Annotated in this window: 21 protein-coding genes; 9 read left to right on the top strand and 12 right to left on the bottom strand. The window is 70.9% G+C overall.

The annotated features are described in order from the left end of the window. Nucleotides 1–75: 75 nt before the first annotated feature. Nucleotides 76–1,428 (top strand): DUF2252 domain-containing protein, encoded by a 1,353-nt coding sequence (locus ACIRQP_RS19500; protein ID WP_403891358.1) that lies wholly within the window; start codon nt 76–78, stop codon nt 1,426–1,428. 32 nt (nt 1,429–1,460) lie between these two features. Here ACIRQP_RS19500 and manD read toward each other — a convergent pair whose 3' ends face one another. Together manD and ACIRQP_RS19490 are read right to left on the bottom strand one after the other, a co-directional pair. Next, nucleotides 1,461–2,702: a D-mannonate dehydratase ManD gene (gene manD / locus ACIRQP_RS19495; RefSeq protein ID WP_403891355.1), complete on the bottom strand. Its 1,242-nt coding sequence runs from the start codon at nt 2,700–2,702 to the stop codon at nt 1,461–1,463. A 124-nt stretch (nt 2,703–2,826) separates the two neighbouring features. Next, a complete protein-coding gene (locus tag ACIRQP_RS19490; RefSeq protein ID WP_403891607.1) occupies nt 2,827–3,381 on the bottom strand; it encodes a TetR/AcrR family transcriptional regulator in 555 nt (184 codons plus the stop codon). 202 nt (nt 3,382–3,583) lie between these two features. Here ACIRQP_RS19490 and ACIRQP_RS19485 point away from each other — a divergent pair, with 202 nt between their 5' ends. Next, complete coding sequence (locus ACIRQP_RS19485; protein WP_403891353.1) at nt 3,584–4,042, top strand: DUF1348 family protein; 459 nt, start codon at nt 3,584–3,586, stop codon at nt 4,040–4,042. Nucleotides 4,043–4,122: 80 nt separating this feature from the next. On the opposite strand, the gene ACIRQP_RS19480 is transcribed toward ACIRQP_RS19485, so the two are convergent. Further along, the gene (locus tag ACIRQP_RS19480; RefSeq protein WP_403891350.1) at nt 4,123–4,872 is read right to left on the bottom strand and encodes a DUF4118 domain-containing protein; all 750 of its coding nucleotides are present in this window, start codon (nt 4,870–4,872) and stop codon (nt 4,123–4,125) included. A gap of 288 nt (nt 4,873–5,160) precedes the next feature. Here ACIRQP_RS19480 and ACIRQP_RS19475 point away from each other — a divergent pair, with 288 nt between their 5' ends. Further along, nucleotides 5,161–5,670, top strand: coding sequence for a GNAT family N-acetyltransferase (locus ACIRQP_RS19475; protein WP_403891347.1), 510 nt, complete (start codon nt 5,161–5,163; stop codon nt 5,668–5,670). A 52-nt stretch (nt 5,671–5,722) separates the two neighbouring features. On the opposite strand, the gene ACIRQP_RS19470 is transcribed toward ACIRQP_RS19475, so the two are convergent. Next, nucleotides 5,723–5,941 carry a hypothetical protein gene (locus ACIRQP_RS19470; RefSeq protein ID WP_403891344.1) on the bottom strand — a complete coding sequence of 73 codons (219 nt, stop codon included), beginning with the start codon at nt 5,939–5,941 and terminating at the stop codon, nt 5,723–5,725. 376 nt (nt 5,942–6,317) lie between these two features. On the opposite strand from ACIRQP_RS19470, the gene ACIRQP_RS19465 reads away from it, so the two are divergent. The 4 genes from ACIRQP_RS19465 to ACIRQP_RS19450 all read left to right on the top strand — a co-directional run bounded on the left by ACIRQP_RS19465 (nt 6,318) and on the right by ACIRQP_RS19450 (nt 10,579). After that, nucleotides 6,318–6,524 carry a hypothetical protein gene (locus ACIRQP_RS19465; protein ID WP_403891341.1) on the top strand — a complete coding sequence of 69 codons (207 nt, stop codon included), beginning with the start codon at nt 6,318–6,320 and terminating at the stop codon, nt 6,522–6,524. Between the two features lie 156 nt (nt 6,525–6,680). Then, on the top strand, nt 6,681–7,829 hold the full coding sequence (locus ACIRQP_RS19460) for an aromatic acid exporter family protein (RefSeq protein ID WP_403891605.1): 1,149 nt from the start codon (nt 6,681–6,683) through the stop codon (nt 7,827–7,829). 434 nt (nt 7,830–8,263) lie between these two features. Continuing rightward, on the top strand, nt 8,264–8,920 hold the full coding sequence (locus ACIRQP_RS19455; protein WP_403891339.1) for an LAETG motif-containing sortase-dependent surface protein: 657 nt from the start codon (nt 8,264–8,266) through the stop codon (nt 8,918–8,920). 429 nt (nt 8,921–9,349) lie between these two features. Next, nucleotides 9,350–10,579: a PHP domain-containing protein gene (locus ACIRQP_RS19450; RefSeq protein ID WP_403891336.1), complete on the top strand. Its 1,230-nt coding sequence runs from the start codon at nt 9,350–9,352 to the stop codon at nt 10,577–10,579. Between the two features lie 85 nt (nt 10,580–10,664). On the opposite strand, the gene ACIRQP_RS19445 is transcribed toward ACIRQP_RS19450, so the two are convergent. The 5 genes from ACIRQP_RS19445 to ACIRQP_RS19425 form a co-directional block, all read right to left on the bottom strand. Then, entirely contained in the window at nt 10,665–11,339 is a 675-nt protein-coding gene (locus tag ACIRQP_RS19445) for an HAD family hydrolase (RefSeq protein ID WP_403891333.1), read from the bottom strand. Between the two features lie 146 nt (nt 11,340–11,485). Beyond that, nucleotides 11,486–12,214 (bottom strand): SRPBCC domain-containing protein, encoded by a 729-nt coding sequence (locus ACIRQP_RS19440; protein ID WP_403891330.1) that lies wholly within the window; start codon nt 12,212–12,214, stop codon nt 11,486–11,488. 6 nt (nt 12,215–12,220) lie between these two features. Further along, on the bottom strand, nt 12,221–13,000 hold the full coding sequence (locus ACIRQP_RS19435) for an ArsR/SmtB family transcription factor (protein ID WP_403891327.1): 780 nt from the start codon (nt 12,998–13,000) through the stop codon (nt 12,221–12,223). Between the two features lie 148 nt (nt 13,001–13,148). Next, nucleotides 13,149–13,685: a DUF6328 family protein gene (locus ACIRQP_RS19430; RefSeq protein ID WP_403891324.1), complete on the bottom strand. Its 537-nt coding sequence runs from the start codon at nt 13,683–13,685 to the stop codon at nt 13,149–13,151. 91 nt (nt 13,686–13,776) lie between these two features. Continuing rightward, nucleotides 13,777–14,838: an NAD(+)/NADH kinase gene (locus tag ACIRQP_RS19425; protein ID WP_403891320.1), complete on the bottom strand. Its 1,062-nt coding sequence runs from the start codon at nt 14,836–14,838 to the stop codon at nt 13,777–13,779. 342 nt (nt 14,839–15,180) lie between these two features. On the opposite strand from ACIRQP_RS19425, the gene ACIRQP_RS19420 reads away from it, so the two are divergent. Continuing rightward, nucleotides 15,181–16,083 (top strand): DUF2382 domain-containing protein, encoded by a 903-nt coding sequence (locus ACIRQP_RS19420; protein ID WP_403891318.1) that lies wholly within the window; start codon nt 15,181–15,183, stop codon nt 16,081–16,083. A gap of 158 nt (nt 16,084–16,241) precedes the next feature. Here the strand turns inward: ACIRQP_RS19420 and ACIRQP_RS19415 are convergent, their stop codons facing one another. Further along, on the bottom strand, nt 16,242–16,364 hold the full coding sequence (locus ACIRQP_RS19415) for a hypothetical protein (RefSeq protein WP_403891316.1): 123 nt from the start codon (nt 16,362–16,364) through the stop codon (nt 16,242–16,244). An 83-nt stretch (nt 16,365–16,447) separates the two neighbouring features. Further along, on the bottom strand, nt 16,448–17,065 hold the full coding sequence (locus ACIRQP_RS19410) for a hypothetical protein (protein ID WP_403891314.1): 618 nt from the start codon (nt 17,063–17,065) through the stop codon (nt 16,448–16,450). A gap of 450 nt (nt 17,066–17,515) precedes the next feature. On the opposite strand from ACIRQP_RS19410, the gene ACIRQP_RS19405 reads away from it, so the two are divergent. Next, nucleotides 17,516–18,100, top strand: a complete 585-nt coding sequence (locus ACIRQP_RS19405; RefSeq protein ID WP_403891312.1) for a TMEM165/GDT1 family protein — start codon at nt 17,516–17,518, stop codon at nt 18,098–18,100. Between the two features lie 116 nt (nt 18,101–18,216). On the opposite strand, the gene ACIRQP_RS19400 is transcribed toward ACIRQP_RS19405, so the two are convergent. Further along, on the bottom strand, nt 18,217–19,278 hold the full coding sequence (locus tag ACIRQP_RS19400; RefSeq protein ID WP_403891309.1) for an ABC transporter substrate-binding protein: 1,062 nt from the start codon (nt 19,276–19,278) through the stop codon (nt 18,217–18,219). Nucleotides 19,279–19,362: the final 84 nt, after the last annotated feature.

Here is a 19,362-nt window from a genome sequence, read left to right as displayed (position 1 = left end):
CCCCGACGCCGGAACGCGATGCTCGTGCTCACCGGCGATACGGCGTCACCGACCAGCGGAGGGAGAGGGGCCGTGATGACCACTCCCGCGGACCGGGCGGAGCGCGGCCGGGCCGCACGCAAACAGGCGTCCCGGTCCTCGCACGGTCTGTGGATACCCGCCGCCGACCGGCTCGATCCGCTCACGGTGCTGGCGCGCCAGACCGCCAACCGCGTCCCCGAACTGCTGCCGCTGCGCTACGAGCGGATGGCCGCCTCTCCGTTCGCCTTTCTGCGCGGCGCCGCCGCCGTGATGGCCGCCGATCTGGCCACCCAGCCCCGCACGGGACTCACCGTCCAGCTCTGCGGGGACGCCCATCTGCTGAACTTCGGTGTGTTCGCCTCGCCCGAGCGCGCGCTGCTCTTCGACCTCAATGACTTCGACGAGACCCTTCCCGGTCCCTTCGAGTGGGATGTGAAGCGGCTCGCCGCGAGCATCGCGGTCGCCGCCGGCGACAACGGCCACTCCGAGGCCCACACCCGGCAAGCCGTACACGCCGCGTCCGCCGCCTACCGGACGTCGATGCGGCGGCTGTCCGCCCGCGGTGAACTCGACGTCTGGTACGAGCGTCTCGACACCGAGGACATCCTTCCTCTCATGCGGTCGGAACATCGCAAGCGGGTCGAGTCGCGGCTGCCGCGCGCCGGGGAGCGCATCGGGCTGCGGACGCTGGACATGCTGACCGACGCGCCGGACGGGCAGCGCAGGATCACCCCCGACCCGCCGCTGATCGAACCGGTGAGCCGGCTCGACATGGCCGTGCTCCGCCGCATCTTCATCGGCTACCGGAGCACACTCCCGGAGGAGCGGCGCACACTCCTCGACCGGTTCCGCTTCATCGACGCGGCCCGCAAGGTCGTGGGTGTCAGCAGCGTCGGGACGCGCTGCTACATCGTGCTGCTGGAGGGCCGGCACGCCGGGGATCCGCTGTTCCTCCAGATCAGGGAGGCCGAACGGTCCGTGCTCGAAGCCCATGTGCAGCAGAGCGCCTACCCGCACCAGGGCCACCGGGTGGTGGCGGGACAGCGGCTGCTCCAGGCCGCGAGCGACATCTTCCTCGGGTGGGTGACCGGGCCCGAGGGCCGGCACTTCTACTGGCGTCAGCTGCGTGACATGAAGAGCTCCCTCGTCGTCGAGGACCTGTCGCCGCCCCTGCTGCACGACTACGCGCGGCTGTGCGGCGCCGCGCTGGCCCGCGCGCACGCACGGTCCGGCGACCGGATCGCCATCGCGCACTACCTCGGTGGCTCCGACGCCTTCGACCGCGCCATGGCCGACTTCGCGCTGCGCTACGCCGACCGCAACGCGGCCGACCACGCCGCGCTCGCCGCGGCCGTCGCGGCGGGCCGGCTGCCGGGGGAACACCCCGGGCCGGTGGGGCGCCGCTGACGCGTTCGCGGAAGTCCCGCACGCCCGGTCGGCTACCAGTCGTGCACGGTCCCGTCCGTGAGGCGGTTGACGGGCAGATAGGCCGGCTCGTACGGGAAGCGCGCGGCGGCCGCCTCGTCGAGTTCCACACCGAGGCCCGGCTGATCGGACGGATGCAGCAGCCCCTCGTCGAAGCGGTAGGAGGTCCGGAAGACCTCCAGCGTCCTGGCCGAGTGCTTCATGTACTCCTGGATCCCGAAGTTGTGCACGGCCAGGTCGAGATGGAGCGCCGCGGCCATACCGACGGGAGAGATGTCGGTGGGTCCGTGGATGCCCGACTTGATGCCGTACAGGGCGGCCAGATCAAGGAGCTTGCGCAACGCCGTGACGCCGCCGACATGCGTGACCGCCGAGCGTACGTAGTCGATCAGCCGCTCGCTCAGCAGAACGCCGTAGTCGTGCGGGGAGTTGAAGACCTCTCCGATGGCCAGCGGCGTGGTGGTGTGCTGCCGGACGAGCCGCAGGGCCGTGGGGTCCTCGGCGGGCGTGGCGTCCTCCAGCCAGAACAGGTCGTACGGTTCGAGGTCCTTGCCCAGCCTGGCCGCCTGGACGGGCGTCATCCGGTGGTGTCCGTCGTGCAGCAGCGGCAGCTCGGGGCCGAACTCCGCGCGTACCGCCTCGAACACCCCGGGCATGTGGCGCAGATATGCCCGGGTGTCCCACACCTCCTCCACCGGCCGCGTCGGTCCGTCCGCCGCCCGGCGGGCGGGTTCGTAGTCGTAGCGGTCGCCGCCTCCCGCACCGGACGCGGCCACGCCGTACACCGAGTCCAGCCCCGGGATCCCGGACTGGATACGGATGGCGCGGTATCCCTGGGCCAGATGGGCGCGTACGGAGTCCAGGATCTCGGGCACGTCCCGTCCCGAGGCATGGCCGTAGGCGAGGGCGCCGGTGCGGGAGGCCCCGCCGAGCAGCTGGTAGAGCGGCATGCCCGCGGCCTTGGCCTTGATGTCCCAGAGCGCGGTGTCCACGGCCGCGACGGCGGCCATCGTCACCGGCCCCCGGCGCCAGTACGCGCCCCGGTACAGGTACTGCCAGGTGTCCTCGACGCGCGCCGCGTCCCGGCCGATCAGCAGCGGCGCCACATGATCCGACAGATAGCTCTCGACGGCCAGTTCACGTCCGTTGAGGGTGCCGTCACCGAGTCCGGTGATGCCGTCCTCCGTGGTGATGCGCAGGGTGACGAAGTTACGGCCGGGGCTGGTGACGATGGTGTCGGCAGCGGTGATCTTCATAACGGGCGCGGCTCCTGTCGTACGAGAGGCATGGCGTGCCGTACCGCTCCAGAATGACCCATGACGTGTCCGCGCCCCAGAGGGTCTCTTCAGCCGGGGGGCGCGCCTCAGCGGGGGTCACCGCTCAGCGCGCGGCCCGCACCAGCAGGACGGCGGCCTCCCGCGCCTGGAGGGCGGGTTCCGCGGTGTCGAGTATCCCGGCGGTCGCCATGGCGCCCTCGGCCAGGAGTTGGAGCTGATCGGCCGTGCCCGCGGGAAGCTTCGCGTCGGCCACCAGACCGGCCAGATACCGCTTGAAGGCCAGCTTGTGCGCCCGCGCCTGCTCCGCGACCCGGGGTGAGGTGGCGCCGAGTTCGCCGTACGCGTTGATCCAGGCGCAGCCACGGAAGTCGGGCTCGCCGAACCACGCGTGCAGATGGTCGAAGACCGCCAGGATCCGTTCCTCGGGATCCCGGTGCCGGTCCACCCGGTCGGCCAGCCGCTGCCGCCATACGAGGTCGCGCCGTGCGAGATACGCCTCGACCAGCTGATCCTTGGCGGGGAAGAGCTGGTAGAGCCGCTTGAGCGAGACCCCGGACGCACCGCGGATGTCGTCCATGCCGACACTCTGGACCCCCCGGGCGTAGAACAGCCGCTCCGCCGCGTCCAGAGCCTGTTCCCTGGCGGCCGCGCCGTCCATCCTCGTCACGCTCCCCACCCCGTTCCTCGTCCCCTCGCTCCTTGACCCGAGAACCATCGTTCTCTACGGTATCAGGAGCGAGGAGAACGATGGTTCTCTACCGTGGTCCGCACCGGTCGGTGCCCGTCGGCACCAGTCCAGTCCCCGCCAGTCCCCGCCAGCCCCCGCCAGTCCGCATCAGCCGCACCAGAAGGAGCCCGTGATGAGCACTCGTCCGCCCCTGCCGCCGTTCACCCTCGATACGGCGAAGCAGAAGGTCCAGGCCGCCGAGGACGCGTGGAACACCCGCGATCCGCACAAGGTCTCGCTCGCCTACACCGAGGACTCGCGGTGGCGTAACCGGGACGCGTTCGTCACCGGCCGCGACGCCATCGTCGAACTGCTGACGCGGAAATGGGGGCGCGAGCTGGAGTACGCGCTGCGCAAGGAGCTGTGGGCCTTCGAGGGCGACCGCATCGCCGTGCGCTTCCAGTACGAGAGCCACGACACGGACGGCCAGTGGTGGCGCTCGTACGGCAATGAGCTGTGGGAGTTCGACGCGGCAGGCCTGATGTCCCGCCGCGAGGCCAGCATCAACGACGTACGGATCCAGGAGAGCGAGCGCCGGATCTTCGGCCCCCGGCCCGACGCGGAGCGCGGGGTGTCCATCCCTCTCCGCTGAACCGTCGCGCGCCGCTGGGTCGCGCCCCTGGGCCGTGGCCGCCGGGCCGTGACGCCGTCGGACCGTCGGGCCGTCGGGCCTCAGCCGGTGTCCAGGACCGGGCCCACGGTGTCGAGGGCGGCCCCGGCGTCATCGGCGAGCGTCACGGCCACCAGCCGCACCTGCTTGGACGGTACGAGGCCGGGATTGGGCCGGAACATGAACCGCCCCACGTAGTGCCCGCCGCCCGAGGCCCGCAGCTCGATATCGCCCTCGGGCCAGCCGAGGTGTTCGATGTCCCACCGCTTGTGGTCCACGGTCACGGTGCCGTCCTGCTCCAGACGCGCCGGGTGGCCGAGAAGACTGCCGTACTCGAACCGGCAGCCGCGCAGCCGCAGGATCTCCACGAGATGCCGGCTCACCTGGTCGACCACGGCGTCGGGAGAGCCGGTGGACTGCGCGAGCCGGGCGGTGTCATGGATCCGGCTGAGCAGCCCGGCGTCCACCACCGTCATGACATGCAGCCGTCTGGCATGGGCGGCCAATTGCGACACGGCGAGTCCCACCACCAGCAGCAGCACCGCGGTCTCGACGTCGCTCGCGCCGGTGATGGCGAACCGCTCGAACGGCCGGGCCAGGAAGAAGTCGAACCAAACGGCCGCCGACAGCGCGGCCACCGCGCCGGCGAGACGGTTGCCCATGGCGGCGACCGCCACGACGACCACGACGAGAATCAGCGCCAGGTCCGCGCTCGCCATGGCCGGACGGAGCGGCAGCAGCAACAGGGCGACCGCGAGAGGCGCGATCAGGGCCGCGCCCAGTGCGATGCGGTCGCGAAGCGGGAATCTCATGGTCCACCTCGCCGTACCTCGTGCGCCGGACCGAACCGTCCCAGCGCCGGACTCAGGACCGTCCCAGCGGCCCTCGACCGCAATTTTCCCTCGGCGACCTCCGGGAACCCGGGCCGCCGAGGGTCTTGACGCGGCCCTGCCGTCGTCCGCGCGGACCTTGACGGGATCTTGACGCCCCGGGACCGGCCGTCCGAGCCACAGGTAGCGCGGGACGGGGCGGCGGACGGGGCATGGACATCGGATGAAACACATGTGGTGCCACCGCGGCACGTGATACGTCTCCGTGTCATGGACGATCTTGTGACAGAGCGGCTGGTGCTTCATCCGTTGAGTGTTCTGGAGGCCGAACGGGTGGCCGCGGCCGAGCCGGCGGACGGGGACCGCTGGGCGCCCGGGTATCCCGCCGACGGCGACATGGTGGGGGCCAGACGCTATCTGACGACCTGTGCGATCACCGGTGATCCCCAGCCCTTCGGTTCCTACGAGATCCGCCGTCGCGAGGACGGGTACACCATAGGCGGTCTCGGTTTCCACGGCGCCCCGGACGAGAACCTCACCGTCACGATCGGCTACGGCCTGATCCCGTCGGAACACGGCAGGGGCTACGCCTCCGAGGCCCTGCGCGAGCTGCTGCGGTTCGCGCGGGCGAGCGGTATCACCCGTGTCCAGGGCGACACCGATCACGAGAACACCGCGTCCCAGCGCGTGATGACGGCGGTGGGGATGCGGCTCGTCTCGGAGGACGAGCAGCTGAGGTACTACGGGATCGTCTGGGCCGACGGCCGGCAGGCCGGGTGATGATTAGGTGTCACCCGGCCCGTCCGGGCGGGCCGCCGCGCCGCGTCCCCGGCTATCCGCGGCGCGGGGTGGGCGTACGGCGGCGGGCCGGCGGCCGGTCGAACACGCTGTCCATGGAGGGTTCATCCTCGCCCTCGCCGTCGGGCAGCGGTGGCAGCTCCACGGTGTAGCGCGGTTCGAGGAAGATGTCGTGATGCTGCGGACGCGCGTTCGGCGCGGCCCCCGTGCTCGGTCCCTGCGGCGGATCCTGACGGGACGGTGAAGAAGGCATGCACAACCGTTCGGAGAGTCGAGCGGCCGCGCGGCCCGAATGCCGATCGACCCGCTGGGAAGGTGTCTACCTCATCATTCCCCGTCCCGCATCACCGCGGGTGGCCGGAGCGTGGCGCCACCGGTCCCGGGTGCTCCCCGGCGTACCGCGTCGGCCGCTTCCACCGGGTGCGGGCCGGGGTCGTGAGAGGGCCCGGCCGCGCACCGCCCACCGGTCGGTGAGCATGCCCGTACGGAACTGATTCAGGGTACGCGAGAGCGACCGCGGGTCCGCCCGCGCGGATCGATACGCACGGATCCGTCCGGGCATCGGCCCATTGGCCCTGCCCGGGGCGGCGGTAGGTTTCCTGCCGAGGCGGATCGGCTAAGCGCTGATCATGGTGCGAATCGGACACACGATCATGACGGAGCAGGCGGCTCCGCGGGCCCTCGTCGCACACGTGGTGGGCGCGGAGCGGGCCGGATCCGGCTTCGTCGGCGCCGGATGCACCGAGATCGCGCTGATCCGGATCGGCGGTGGCCATCAGCGGCCGTTCCTGGAGTGGTCGGAGAAGACACCACCGCCGGCGCTGCGACCGCTCTGACGGTACGCGCGGAGCCGGTGCGCGGGCCGGGGGCCGGCGGGGTCCGGGCTAGGGCCTGGGAAGTGTGAGGTCGTGCGTCTTGTCCGAAACGCGGTGGGAGAGCCGGTGGCCGAGCTGGTGAGGGGGCGGCGCCCGCAACCCGTCCTGGTACAGACGATGCGGTCGGCCGCCGCCGCGACGATCGCCTACGTGGTCGCCCTGTGGCTGAGCAGCGAGCCCGCGCCGCTGACCGCTCCCCTGACGGCGCTGCTGGTCGTACAGGTCACGCTCTACTCGACCCTGACCACCAGCATCCGCAGGGTGAACGCCGTCGTCGCGGGGGTGCTGGTCGCCAGCGGCTTCAGTGTGCTGGTCGGGCTGACCTGGTGGAGTCTCGGGCTGATCATCGTGGCCTCGCTGCTGGTCGGGCGGCTGGTCCGGGTGGACGAGTTCGTGCCGGAGGTCGCGATCAGCGCGATGCTCGTCCTCGGGGTGACACGGGTGGCGTCGACGGCCTGGGACCGGGTGCTGGAGACGCTGATCGGCGCGGTGGTGGGGCTGCTGTTCAACTTCCTGTTCGTGCCGCCGGTGTGGGTCCGTACGGCCGGCCAGTCCATCGAGGATCTGTCCCGCCGTATGCGCCAGTTGCTGCTGCGCATCGGGGAGGGGCTGACGGAGCCCACTCCGGTCGAGCGCGCCGCCGACCGGCTGCACGAGGCGCGCCGGCTCGACCACGACATCAGCGAAGTGGACGCCGATCTCCGGCAGGCGGAGGACAGCGTCCGGCTCAACCCCCGGGTCAAGGAGGGGCTGCTGCACCGCGTGGTGCTGCGGACCGGTCTCGACACCCTGGAGATCTGCACGGTGGTGCTGCGTGTACTGGCCAGGACACTGACCGACCTCGCCAAGGAGCGTACGGAGGAGCCGCTGTTCCCGCAGGATGTGGGGATCGCGCTCAAGGAGCTGCTGGCCCGTATCGCCAACGCCGTCGTGAGTTTCGCCGTACTGGTCACCACGGAGGCCAGCCAGAGCGCGGAGACCGCGGAGTCACGGCTCGCGGAGGATCTGCGGGCGGCGAACGTGAGCCGGGAACGACTGGCGGGACTGCTGTTGGAAGGCGTCCAGCGGCACCCTCGGCAGTGGCAGCTCCATGGCGCGCTGCTCGCGGAGATCGACCGGATCCTGGACGAGCTCGACATGGAGAACCGCTCCCAGCGGCTAATGGAGGAGTTGGACCGCGCCTCTCGCGAAACGCGTGAGCGATACCCCCGGCTGGCCGCCGCGTGGCAATGGGTACGGGAAGGGCTGCCGCGGCGGCGGGGATAAAACCGGTCGGCCGATATATCGACCCGGGAAAGCGTGGGCCGACGCCCGGCTTCTCCCGGTCATCGCCCTGGCGTGAATCGCTCGTTCACGGCGCAACGGGAAACTCCCGCCGGATTATTGACGGAGTTTTTGCCCACGACACATGGAGACGAGGTGTATTCGGGCGGAGAGGCCGTCGCCCGCCCCCCTTCGGGCCCGCAATCATGGGCGCCATCAGCGAGGACGACAAGATCCGGCCGCGCGGCCGGATGTGATCATGAGCTTCGCTCCCGCCGCCCGCGCGCGCCGCGCGGACCGTTTTCCGGCGTCTCAGCAGGTCCATGGGGTGTGCGGAGAGAGCGAGTTGGGTGGGGCGGTTGATGGGGCCGGTGCGGATGGCGGTACTGTGCGCGCGCGCCGTCATCGTGGGCGGCGCGGTTATCGCGGAGGATTTTGTGACTCTATTCAGCGGATCATGGCGGCGCAGAAGCGCCCTCATAACCGTCGCCACGGCAAGCGCGCTCGGTGTCGGCCTGTCGGCCGTTCCCGCCGTCGCGCACACGCCGACGTGGTCGGTGACCTGCTCCGAGGTCAGCCTCGACCTGACCGCCTACGGCAACAGCGACAAGAACACGGTGACGGTCACCGTGGACGGCAAGGACCTGCTGCCCACCCAGAATTTCAAGAACGACTTCCACAAGAAGCTCGATCTTCCCGAGCACAAGAGCGAGCTGAGCGTTCGTCTCGTCGTGGTGGCCGCCGACGGCGACCAGTTCTCGAAGGACGAGACGAAGACCGCTCCGGTCTGCGACGAGCCCACTCAGCCGCCGTCGTCGGAGACCCCGAAGCCGACTCCGACGCCTTCGGAGGCGACGCCCTCCACCGAGGCGCCCAAGCCCACGCCTTCGTCGACTCTCACGCCCTCGGAAGAGGCCAGCAGCTCGGCGTCGGCGGAGGTTCCCTCCTCGCAGCCGAGCCCGGCCGGGGACGACCTCGCCGAGACGGGTTCCTCCAGCGCCACCCCGATGATCGCCGGTGCGGCCGCTGTCGTACTGGTCGCCGGAGCGGGCATCATGTGGGCCGCACGCAAGCGTCGTACCGCGGGAAACTGACCCACCGCTCGGCACATTACCCCCGCCGCCACGCCGGACGCCGTCCGGACTTCCACCGCCAACACTCGGCGGCCCGGACAGTGGTGACCCGGCCATGAGGCATGGACCGGACGACTGCTCGCCCACCATGGGCGCGTCGGCCGGACTCCCCGCGGCAGAGGTGATGTGAAGAGTCGAGGACGTACGGCGCGGACGGGCGGCCCCGATGGGGCGCTGGCCGGACGTACTCCTCGCGCAGTGTGAGGCCCCGCGACATCCCCCGTCCGCGGGGCCTCGCCATGCGCGGCGCGACCCGGGGGCGGACAATGAACCGGAAACCCGCCGACGAGCGGAACCGCGACGGCGAAACCCCGACGGCCGGACCTTGCCGCCAGACCTTGCCGCCGGACCGGAAGCCCGCCGACAGGCCACCGACAGACTGGGGGCGCCATGGATCCGGTGGAGGCTCTCGACAGGATCGCCTTCCTGCTGGAGCGCTCGCGGGCCGAGACCTATCGGGTGCGGGCGTTTCGTACCGCCGCGGCGGTGGTGGCGGACATGCCCGCCGACGAGGTCGCGCGGCGCGCCGAGGCGGGCACGCTCGGCCGGGTGCGCGGCATCGGTCCCAAGACGTCACAGGTCGTGGAAGCCGTGGTGAAGGGCTCCGTTCCGGAGTATCTGGCGCGGCTGGAGCAGGAGGCCGCCGGGCCCCTCGCGGAGCGTGGACACACACTGCGCGCGGCGCTGCGCGGTGACTGCCATCTGCACTCCGACTGGTCGGACGGCGGCAGCCCCATCGAGGAAATGGGACGGACGGCAGCCGCGCTCGGTCATGAATGGGCCGTGCTCACGGATCATTCCCCCACTCTGACCGTGGCCCGGGGGCTGACGGCCGGGCGGCTGCGTGAACAGCTCGATGTGATAGCGGAACTGAACGAGCGGTGGGCGCCGTTCCGGCTGCTGACCGGTATCGAGTGCGACATCCTGCCGGACGGCTCGCTCGACCAGGAGCCGGAACTGCTCGACCAGCTCGATCTAGTGGTGGCGTCCGTCCACTCGAAACTGCGCATGGACGCCGCTCCGATGACGCGACGCATGATCGCCGCCGTACGCAACCCACTGACCGATGTGCTGGGTCACTGCACGGGACGGCTAGGTCCTGTCCGGTCGATCTTCGTGGATCAGCCTGCGGCGTCTGGTGCGGTGCATCGCAAGGCGGAGGATCGTCGTTGTGGATGGCCCGGCCGTACGTGGACGACTCCGACAACGCGGCGAGGTGCCGTGCCAGACGCCGCGGGCCCACGAAGATCGGCCGGACAGGACCTGGTCATCGGACGGAGCCGGCGGGATCGCGGCGGGCCGGGCGGCAGCCGGCCGGAGTCGGCGTTCGACGCGGACGCGGTGTTCGAGGCGTGCGCGGAATCGGGCACCGCGGTGGAGATCAACAGCAGGCCCGAGCGGCTCGACCCGCCCCGTCGGCTGCTGCGCCGGGCGGTGGCGGCCGGGGTCTTCTTCGCCATCGACACGGACGCGCACGCGCCGGGGCAGCTCGACTGGCAACTCCTGGGCTGCGCACGGGCGGAGGAGTGCGACGTGCCCGCCGACCGGGTCGTCAACACCTGGCCGGCCGAAGGGTTGCGGGAGTGGACGCGGACGCGACGGGCACCGGCCCCGGGCTGACCGCCGCGGGCGGCGCGGCGTACGGCTGAACGGCTCTCGCTGTCCGTGAGAGCCGGGCTCAGCGGCGTACGTGAGAGAGCCGGGCTCAGCGACCGTCCAGCTCGGCGAAGAGACTGGTGTCGAGGCGAGCCAGCAGATCGGTCGCATCCTCGTACACCTCCACCGCTCCGGTGGACTCCAGGGCGGCGCGCGGAATGCCGCCCGACAGCAGGGCGACGGGGCGGACACCGGCTCGTGTCGCCGCCTCCATGTCCCACACCGAGTCGCCGACGAACACCGCCAGTTCCGCCGGCACCCCGGCCAGTTCCAGCGCCGGGCCGACCGGGTCGGGGGCCGACTCGCCCGCCGGTACGTCGCCCGTGCCCGCGGTCCCGAGAATGACGTCGTCGGCGTCGATCGCCCCGCGCAGCGCGGCGATCTCGGCCTCGCCCGCCGGGGTGGCGAGCACGATCCGCCAGCCGCGGTCGGCGAGCGACCGCAGCAGATCACCCGCCCCCTCGAAGGCGAGCAGCCGGTCCAGACAGGTCCCGTACAGCGTGGTGTGCGCGGCGCTGATCCGCGCGTCCTGGCCGCGGTCGCGCTCGTCGCCGAGCAGATGCGCGATCAGATCGCCGGAGCCGAGGCCGATCGCCCGGTGGATCGTCGACATCGGCACCGTGTGCCCGGCCTGGCGGAACGCCTCCCACCAGGCGGTCACATGGAGGTGATTGGTGTCGACGAGCGTTCCGTCGATGTCGAACAGTGCCGCGCACGTCGCCATATGTGTCCCGTTCCCGTTCGGGTCGGGCCCCGGGGGCACGCCCCGGCGCCCCGGATGCCTGGAGCAACGTCTTGATCATGCCGTCTTCTCCCGGCCCGCAGCGGGTTGAGCGGGGCCGTACGGGTGAACCACCGACCGGACAGGACCTACGCGTACTGGCCGTCGAGCCAGTTGCGCCAGGTGCCCTCGATCGCCTTGGCGTCGGCGCCGGGCGCGAAGTCGTGCACGCTGATCCCCACCGGCGCGCCGAAGTGGTTCCTGCCGAACAGCCGGTACATCGCCGTGTCGGTGCGCACACCGACGAAGTACGGATTGCGGTAGTCGACGACGGCGTCGACGGGCCCCGCGCCGGGCACCTCGATCCGTACGGTCGCCCCCTCCGCCGCCTCGTCCGGCAGCCCCAGCCCCCGGCTCGCGACGTCGAGGGCGCCCGCGGCCCGGGAGGCGGCGGGTCCGTCCACGGCGGCGAACACGGCCGCGCGTCCGGTGAAGTGCAGCAGGTACTGGCGCAGTGTGTGCAGATAGAAGTCGGTGTGCTTGGCGGCACCGTCGTACTGGTTGTCCCAGTCGTCGACGAAGATGCCGCTGTGGACGTACCGCACCCACGAACCGCCGCCCTCGCGCGGCTCGATGACATGGTCGAGCTGGTTCAGCGTCTGCTGCGAAATCCCTTCGACGTTCTCGACCCGTCCGGTCAGCCGCCTCGGCGGGTCCCAGGCCGTGACGGTGCCGCCGTGCGGCGCCGCACCGCCCTCGCGGGGCTCGTACTCCATGGGCCACAGCCAGCCCGCCGTACCGGTGGTGAGCGCTTCCCAGACCTGCTCGGGACTCGCGTCCACCTCGAACTCGCGGACGATCTCGAATTCCTTGGACATGACGACCTACTCCTGTGCGTGTGAGGGTGCTTGTGCGGGTGAGGGTGCTGGGGTGTGTGAGAGTGCTGGGGTGTGCGACGCGCGTTCGGGCAGCCGCGCGTCAGAGGGGTTCGACCCGCTCTCGACCGCCGGTCCGGCGCCCGCCGGCCCGACGGCGTCGGACGTGACGGGGACCGGCCCCACGGCGTCGGACGTGACGGTGCCGGGCTTGACGGTGGGATGGAGCGCGACGACGATCCGGTGATCGCGGCCATTGGCCGCGTGTTCGTCGTGGTACTTGGCGATCAACGCGCTCACGCCACGGGTCAGCTCATCGACGAACGCGGCCCGGTCGGCCGCGGAGGCGAAGCGCACCTCTCCGTCGAGCGCGTAGGTGGCGAGCCGCTTGCGCGCCTTCGTCGCGCCGGTGATCAGCGCGCCCACGTCGCGTACGAGCCGCGCGGCGACCGCGAGCAGCCAGCGCGCGGAGAGCTGGTCACGGAAGCGGGCCGGGTCGGGCTGCACGGCGGCCAGCGCGAGCGGCGAGATGACATACGAGGCCGCGGTGGCCCGCATCAGCCGCTCGGTGACATTGCCTCTTCTGCGCTCCCCCGCCAGCTCCACCAGGCCGTGCCGCTCCAGCGCCTTGAGGTGGTAGTTCACCTTCTGCCGGGGCAGCCCGACCCGCCCGGCGAGCATCGTCGCCGACGCCGGCCCGACGGCCAGCTCGGCGAGCAGCCGGGCTCTCATGGGGTCCAGCGAGACGGCTGCCGCCGCCGCGTCCTCGATCACGGTCACGTCCAACATGGCTCCACCATCGCACCGACAACTTTTTTTGTCCAGAACCATTTACTCGTCGGGGGACTCTTCGCAATCGAGCCTGATCAGCCCCGGCCGCCGCCACCGGCTCGACCGACGCGGGCAGCGTGCCTCCCCCGCGGGGACCCGGTGGCGGTCACCCCTCCGTATGTCCGCCGCCCGGCCCCTCGTCCGGCCCGCCCGCTCCGTTCTCCGAGCGCACCGCGTGACGGGCGAACGCGGGGAGCACACACCAGCACAGGACGAACCACACGGCCATCACGGCGACCAGCCACAGCGCGAGGGTGTGGTCCACCGCCAGCCGCAGGATGAGCAGCAGGGCCGAGACCATCGTGCAGAAGAGCAGCACCAGCCCGACGACGGTCAGCCGGGAGGCCCAGACGACCATCCGCGGCTTCAACCGCCGTCCCGTCAGCAGACGGTGGAACGACACCGGCCCGATCAGCGCGCCGACCGCACCCGCGCCGAGCATCACCGTGACGGTGTAGATGACCCGGTCGGCCTCCGACAGATCGGTGAACCGCGACTGGAAGACGACCGTGAGCAGGAATCCGAACAGAATCTGCACGCCGGTCTGCGCCACGCGCAGTTCCTGGAGCAGCTCGCCCCAGAGGCGGTCCGCACGCTCCTCCACCGTCTCGTGCCGGCCGTGGTGGTCCGCGCCCTGTCTCATCACGCCGTCGTCACCCGCCTTCCCTCGATCGGTATGCCGGGCCTCCCAGGGCGTGTCGTATACCCCTTCCGCCGCCGCTCACCGTGAACCGTCACTCCGAGGGGGGCGGTGGCAGGCGCAGATGGGCCAGGTCGTCCGGGACCGGGGTGTTGGGGCGGAACAGCGGGGCCGACTCGCCGTCGGCGGCCGTCGCGGGTGCGTCGGTGAGCCGGAAGCGGGCGCGCAGCCGGGTGTAGAAGTCGGTGGGGCCCAACCGGACCAGCCGCAGCCGGTACTTGGCGCCGTACACCCCGACCCAGTCGCCGGGCCCGAGCACCCCGCGCAATTGCCCGTCGATGCTGAGCGCCACCTCCCCGGAGTGGGGCAGTATCCGCATGGCCACCGATTCGTCGGGCGCCGCCACGACCGTACGGTCGAACGTCATGTGCGCGGCCACGGGCGTGAAGACCACGGCGTCCATGTGCGGCGAGAGCACCGGGCCTCCGGCCGCGAAGCTGTACGCCGTCGAGCCGGTCGGGGAGGCCACGATGACCGCGTCCGCGGAGTACGCGGCGAGAAGGCGTCCCGCGATATAGACCCCCAGGCTGACCTGCCGGTCCCGGACGAGCTTCTCCAGTACGACATCGTTGACGGCGACGATGTCCAGCGCCACCCCCCAGCCGTCGCCCTCCTCGGTGTCCGTCCGGACATGGGGCGGCGGCAGCGACGGCACGCGGCCATAGCGCAGAAGCGCCTCCATGACGGTCGGCATCTGCGGAACGCGCGAGGTCCGCATGGTGAGCGTCATCCGCTCCTCGATCTCGGCGCGCCCCTCGTCGACGGCGTCCAGCGCCTTCGTGACCTTCTCCGCCGGGACCTCCGTCAGGAACCCGACCCGGCCCAGATCTACCCCGAGCACCGCCGCGTCGCTCTTGGCGGCGATCCGTGCTCCGCGCAGGAAGGTGCCGTCGCCGCCGAGGGTCAGTACGAGGTCGGGATGGCCGGCCGCGGTGGCCTCCTCCTGGCCTCCGTGACGCGGTTCACGGCTCTGCCACACATCGATCTCCCTGCACGGGATCGCATGCGCGCGGCACCAGGCGTGGACGGCGCTCGCCGCCTCGACGGCCGCGGGACGGCCCCGGTGAACCACGAGTCCGATGCGTTCGACAGACATGCTCGCGCTCTCCGTACGTCCGGTCCCTCTGAATCCGTCCGCTCCGGCGGTCAGGTGCCGCCGCGTACTTTCCAGGGTCGCCGATTACCCGGCGGGGCGCCCGGGGCCGGTCGGCCCCGTATCGGATTCACCCGAATGGCGGATGGTCCCGGATGGCCCCGTCACGGCACCGACCACCGTGAGCGCTGGTCCGACAGGCACCCGGGGCCGGGTCACGGCGGTGCCGGCACGCCGCCCCGGTTGCCCCGGGTCCCGGACGGATGCGCGATGGACACGTGCGCGCCTGACCGTGAGGGGCCTGATCCCGCAGACGCGCTTCCCCCACGCGAGGAGTGATCGCTGATGTCAGCCGATGGCGTGTTCGACAACCCCAGCAGGCTCAACGGTTTGGCCATATACGACAAGGACGGCGACAAGATCGGAAACGTCGGCCAGGTCTATGTGGGTGACCGCTCGGGCCGCCCGGAGTGGGTCACCGTGAAGACCGGTCTGTTCGGCATGAAGGAAAGCCTCGTCCCGCTGTCCGGCGCCCGCCGCGCGGGTGAGGACATCCACGTCCCGTACGCGAAGGAGACCGTCAAGGACGCTCCGCGGCTGGACGCCGACGAGCATCTGGACCCCAGTCAGGAGAAGCAGCTCTACAAGCACTACGGTCTGACCGCCACGGGCGCGGGTCTGGGCATGGCCTCGGACACCGCCGCGGGTACGGGCACGACCTCCGGCACTGCCACGGGCGCCGCCTCCGGCACGGGGCGGAAGGGAGCCGGCACCGCCTCCACCGGCGGCACTGGACGGCCCATGGCCGGGGTGCGCGGCTCGATGCCCGACGAGGGCAAGGAAGGGCACGGCGAGGAACTGATCCGGTCCGAGGAGCGGCTGTACGTCAGCACCGAGGAACACGAAGTGGGCCACGCCCGGCTGCGCAAGGTCGTGGTGACCGAGAACGTGACCACCTCCGTACCGCTCAGCCATGAGGAGATCCGGGTCGTCCACGAGGCGATCGCGCCCGAGGACCGGACCGGCGTCCGCGGCTCCCGTATCGGGGAGGCCCAGACCGAAGTGACCCTGCACGCCGAACAGCCGGTCATCCGCAAGGAGTCCGTCCCGGTCGAGCGCGTGCGCATGGAGACGGAGAAGGTGACCGAGCAGAAGGAGGTCTCCGCCGAGGTCCGCAAGGAGCAGATCGAGTACGACACCGATCAGACCGACACGGGCATGGGCGGCAGGCGCGGCTCCGGCCGCTGACCCCGCCGGTGTCCGGCCGCACACATACGCCCCCGCCCACCACGTCCGCGTGGCCGGCGGGGGCGGGCCATACGCACACACGCCGTCATGTCTCGCGCCACGGCGAGGATTCCGGCGGGCGCGGGGACACAACGGCGCGAGGACACAACGGCGAAGGTTCAGCGGACCGTGCGGGTGCCCTTGGTGAAGGGGTCGGTCGTGCGGCTGTACGGATGCGTTCCGGCCTGGGCGGACGCCTTGACGGCGGCCGGCTTCCCGGGGTCGAGGGTGCCCGGCGGCACGGTGTGCCCGATGCGTACCGTGCGTGAGTGGCATGGCCTCTCCGAGCGTTCGGGCCGGTGAACGGGGCGCGCGGGACCGGGCGTCAGCTCGCGCTCGGGCTGGCGGTCGTGGTCGGGCTGCTGGTCGAGGTGGGGCTCGCGCTCTGCGGCGGGGTGGTGATGGCCTTGCCGTCAGGGCTGACCACGAACCACTTGGCGCCGAACTCGGTCAGGTCCTGGCCCTTGGTGTCGCCGGGCTTCGTGTCTTCCCTGAACGTGTAGAGCGGGTGGCCGTTGTACATGGCCTGCTTGGTTCCGTCGTCGCGGGTGGTGGTGGTCAGCAGGTTCGCCTTGACACCGGTACCCGCCTGCGGCGTGCCCGTGACGAGCGCGGGCGGCCAGTCCACGAGGCAGTCCCCGCTGCACGTGGACTTCTTCGCCTTGTCCGCCTCGAAGAGGTAGAGCGTGTGGCCTTTGCCGTTGACCAGGATCTTTCCGAAGGACCCGGTCGCGACGGATACCTTGCCCACTTCCAGGGACGGGTTCACCGACGGGGAGCCCGTCATGGTCGAAGGCGGAGACGTGGTGGGAGAGGCGGCCACGAAGTCCGCCGGCTCCTCCTTGGACGCCGAGCCGCTCCCGCTGTCGGAGCACCCGGCGACCACCCCGGCACAGAGTGCGGCCGTGGCCACCGCAGTGGCTGTCCTGGTGTTGATCCTCATTCAAGTCTCCTCAGCTCAGGGCCGCCCCAGGGGCAGCTCAGCGCCCGCCCGATCGCGGCCGCAGCTCCCACTACACGACAGGCGCCGAAAGCGGGCCACCGGACAGAGCCGTCCGGAGTACACGGCCCCGGACCATTCACACGTAAGGGCAGCGCCGGGCCGCCCCGAAACGGGTCCGACGGGCATACCGGTCCGGGATCCGCCGGTCGGGTGAGGTACTCTGACCGCTGCGAAGGGGAGTAGCCCCGCGAACCGGTCGTCGACACACTGGAACCCTCGGGTTCCCGGTGGCCGGGCCCACTGATCCGGTGGGCGGGCGAGACCTTCGGTCAGGCATTGACGGTGCCCGCGACGTGCGGGCGCCGCCGTCGTGCCGGGCCGAGTGTCCTCCTGGCTCCGTACGGGGCTTCGCGAAGATCCGGGCCCGGCCCTCAGAGAAAGCCACCCGGAATGCATCTCGACCCCCTGGCGATCTTCACCGCCTTCGGGCTGATCTTCCTAGCGGAGCTCCCCGACAAGACCATGTTCGCGTCCCTGGCCATGGGCACGCGCATGCGCCCGCTCTATGTATGGTTCGGCACCTCAACGGCGTTCCTCGTGCATGTCGCCATCGCCGTCGGCGCGGGCAGTCTGATCGGGCTCCTGCCCGGCTGGATCGTCAAGCTCGTCTCCGCCTCGCTCTTCGCGTTCGGCGCCTTCATGCTGCTGCGCGGCGGAGGCGACGACGGGGACGAGGACGGCGAACCGAAGACGGTCACGGGCTTCTGGCCCGTCTACTCCACCGCCTTCATGGCCGTCTTCATCAGCGAGTGGGGCGATCTCACCCAGATCACCACCGCCAACCTCGCGGCCAGCAACGGCACATGGTCCACCGCCATCGGTTCGGCCGCCGCGCTCATGTCCGTATCCGCGCTGGCTCTGCTCGCGGGCCGGTTCATCGCCACCCGTGTCCCCCTCAAGACCGTCCAGCGCATCGGCGGTCTCTGCATGCTCGGCCTCGCCATCTGGTCCGTGACCGAGATCTTCGTGGGCTGACGACCCGCTCCATCCGGGCCCAGGACCGGTGAGCCGCGAACGTGAGGAGCCCTGTCCGCCGACGTGAGCCGGCGGGCAGGGCTTCGGACGGGACGGATCGGCCTGGACGACGGCGCTCAGGCGGCCGGAGCCAGGTGCTTGTCGAGCACCGCGAGGACATCGCGGGCCGCCGCGGGCCCGGTGTTGAGATAGAAGACGTCGTCGTCGACCGGGATCGCCGTCTTGCCCGCGACGGCGGACAGCGTCGGCCAGAGCGGCGCCTTCGTCAGCTCCGACGCCTTGGACGCGGCGCCCTGGACCCCGTAGAACAGCCAGTCCGCGTCGACCTGGTCCAGCTGCTCGTTGCTGATGTTCTGCGAGGTCTTGTCGAACTGCTGGCTCTTGGGACGGCCGAGCCCGGCGTCCTCGGCGACGCTCCCGGTGAACGAGGGCACGCCGAAGACCCGCAGCCGGTCGCCGTTCAGCCGCAGGAAGGACACGGTCACCGGCTTGTCGAGGCGCTTGCCGAGCTTTTCGGCGTCGGCGTGGAAGTCGTCGAGGTACGTCTGCGCCTGCTTGGTCTTTCCGAGCCCGTCGGCGACGAGCAGGAAGTCCTGCTTCCAGTACAGCCCCGTGCCCTGGGTGGCGATGGTGGGCGCCAGCTCGGTCAGCGCGGTGTAGAGGGTCTTCGCGTTCTTGCCCGCGATGTTCATCAGGATCAGATCCGGCTCGATGTTCGCGATGGTCTCCAGGTTCGGGTCGACCCGCGAGCCCACGTCCACGACCTTCGCCAGCTGGGCTGCGTCCTTCGGGAAGTCGTCCTTCAAGTACTGGGGGACGAGATCCGCCCCGTCCCCGCGTGTCGAACCCGCCGGCACCGTGCCGAGCGTGAGCAGCGCGTCGGCCTGCCCGGTGGAGATCACCACGACCTTCTTCGGTGCGGCCTCAAGGGTGGTCTTGCCTTCGAAGTGGCTGACGGTGCGCGGGAATCGCCCGTCCGGTTTTCCGCTTCCCATGCCCTTGGGCACGGAGCGGGGCGCCGTGTGGGTCGACGCGGCCGGTGTGGCCCGCGGGGCGGACGCCGCGCCGTCGCCCGACGAGTCCGTCGAGTTGGTGGAACAGCCGCTGAGCAGCAGCGCGCCGGCTATGGCGACGCCACTGACGAGACGGATGAGAGGGAGATCACGGAAGCGGTACACGAGGCATTAGCTTAGGCTTCCCTAAGTGTGGATGAGTAGGTACGACGATCATGCGATGGATCACATATCCGGAGGCGCGGGTCC

The sequence above is a fragment of the Streptomyces sp. NPDC102274 genome, assembly GCF_044766385.1.
GTDB lineage: Bacteria > Actinomycetota > Actinomycetes > Streptomycetales > Streptomycetaceae > Streptomyces.
The sequence above is the reverse complement of the archived record's forward strand: the minus strand, read 5'-3'. Positions and strand labels throughout refer to the sequence as shown.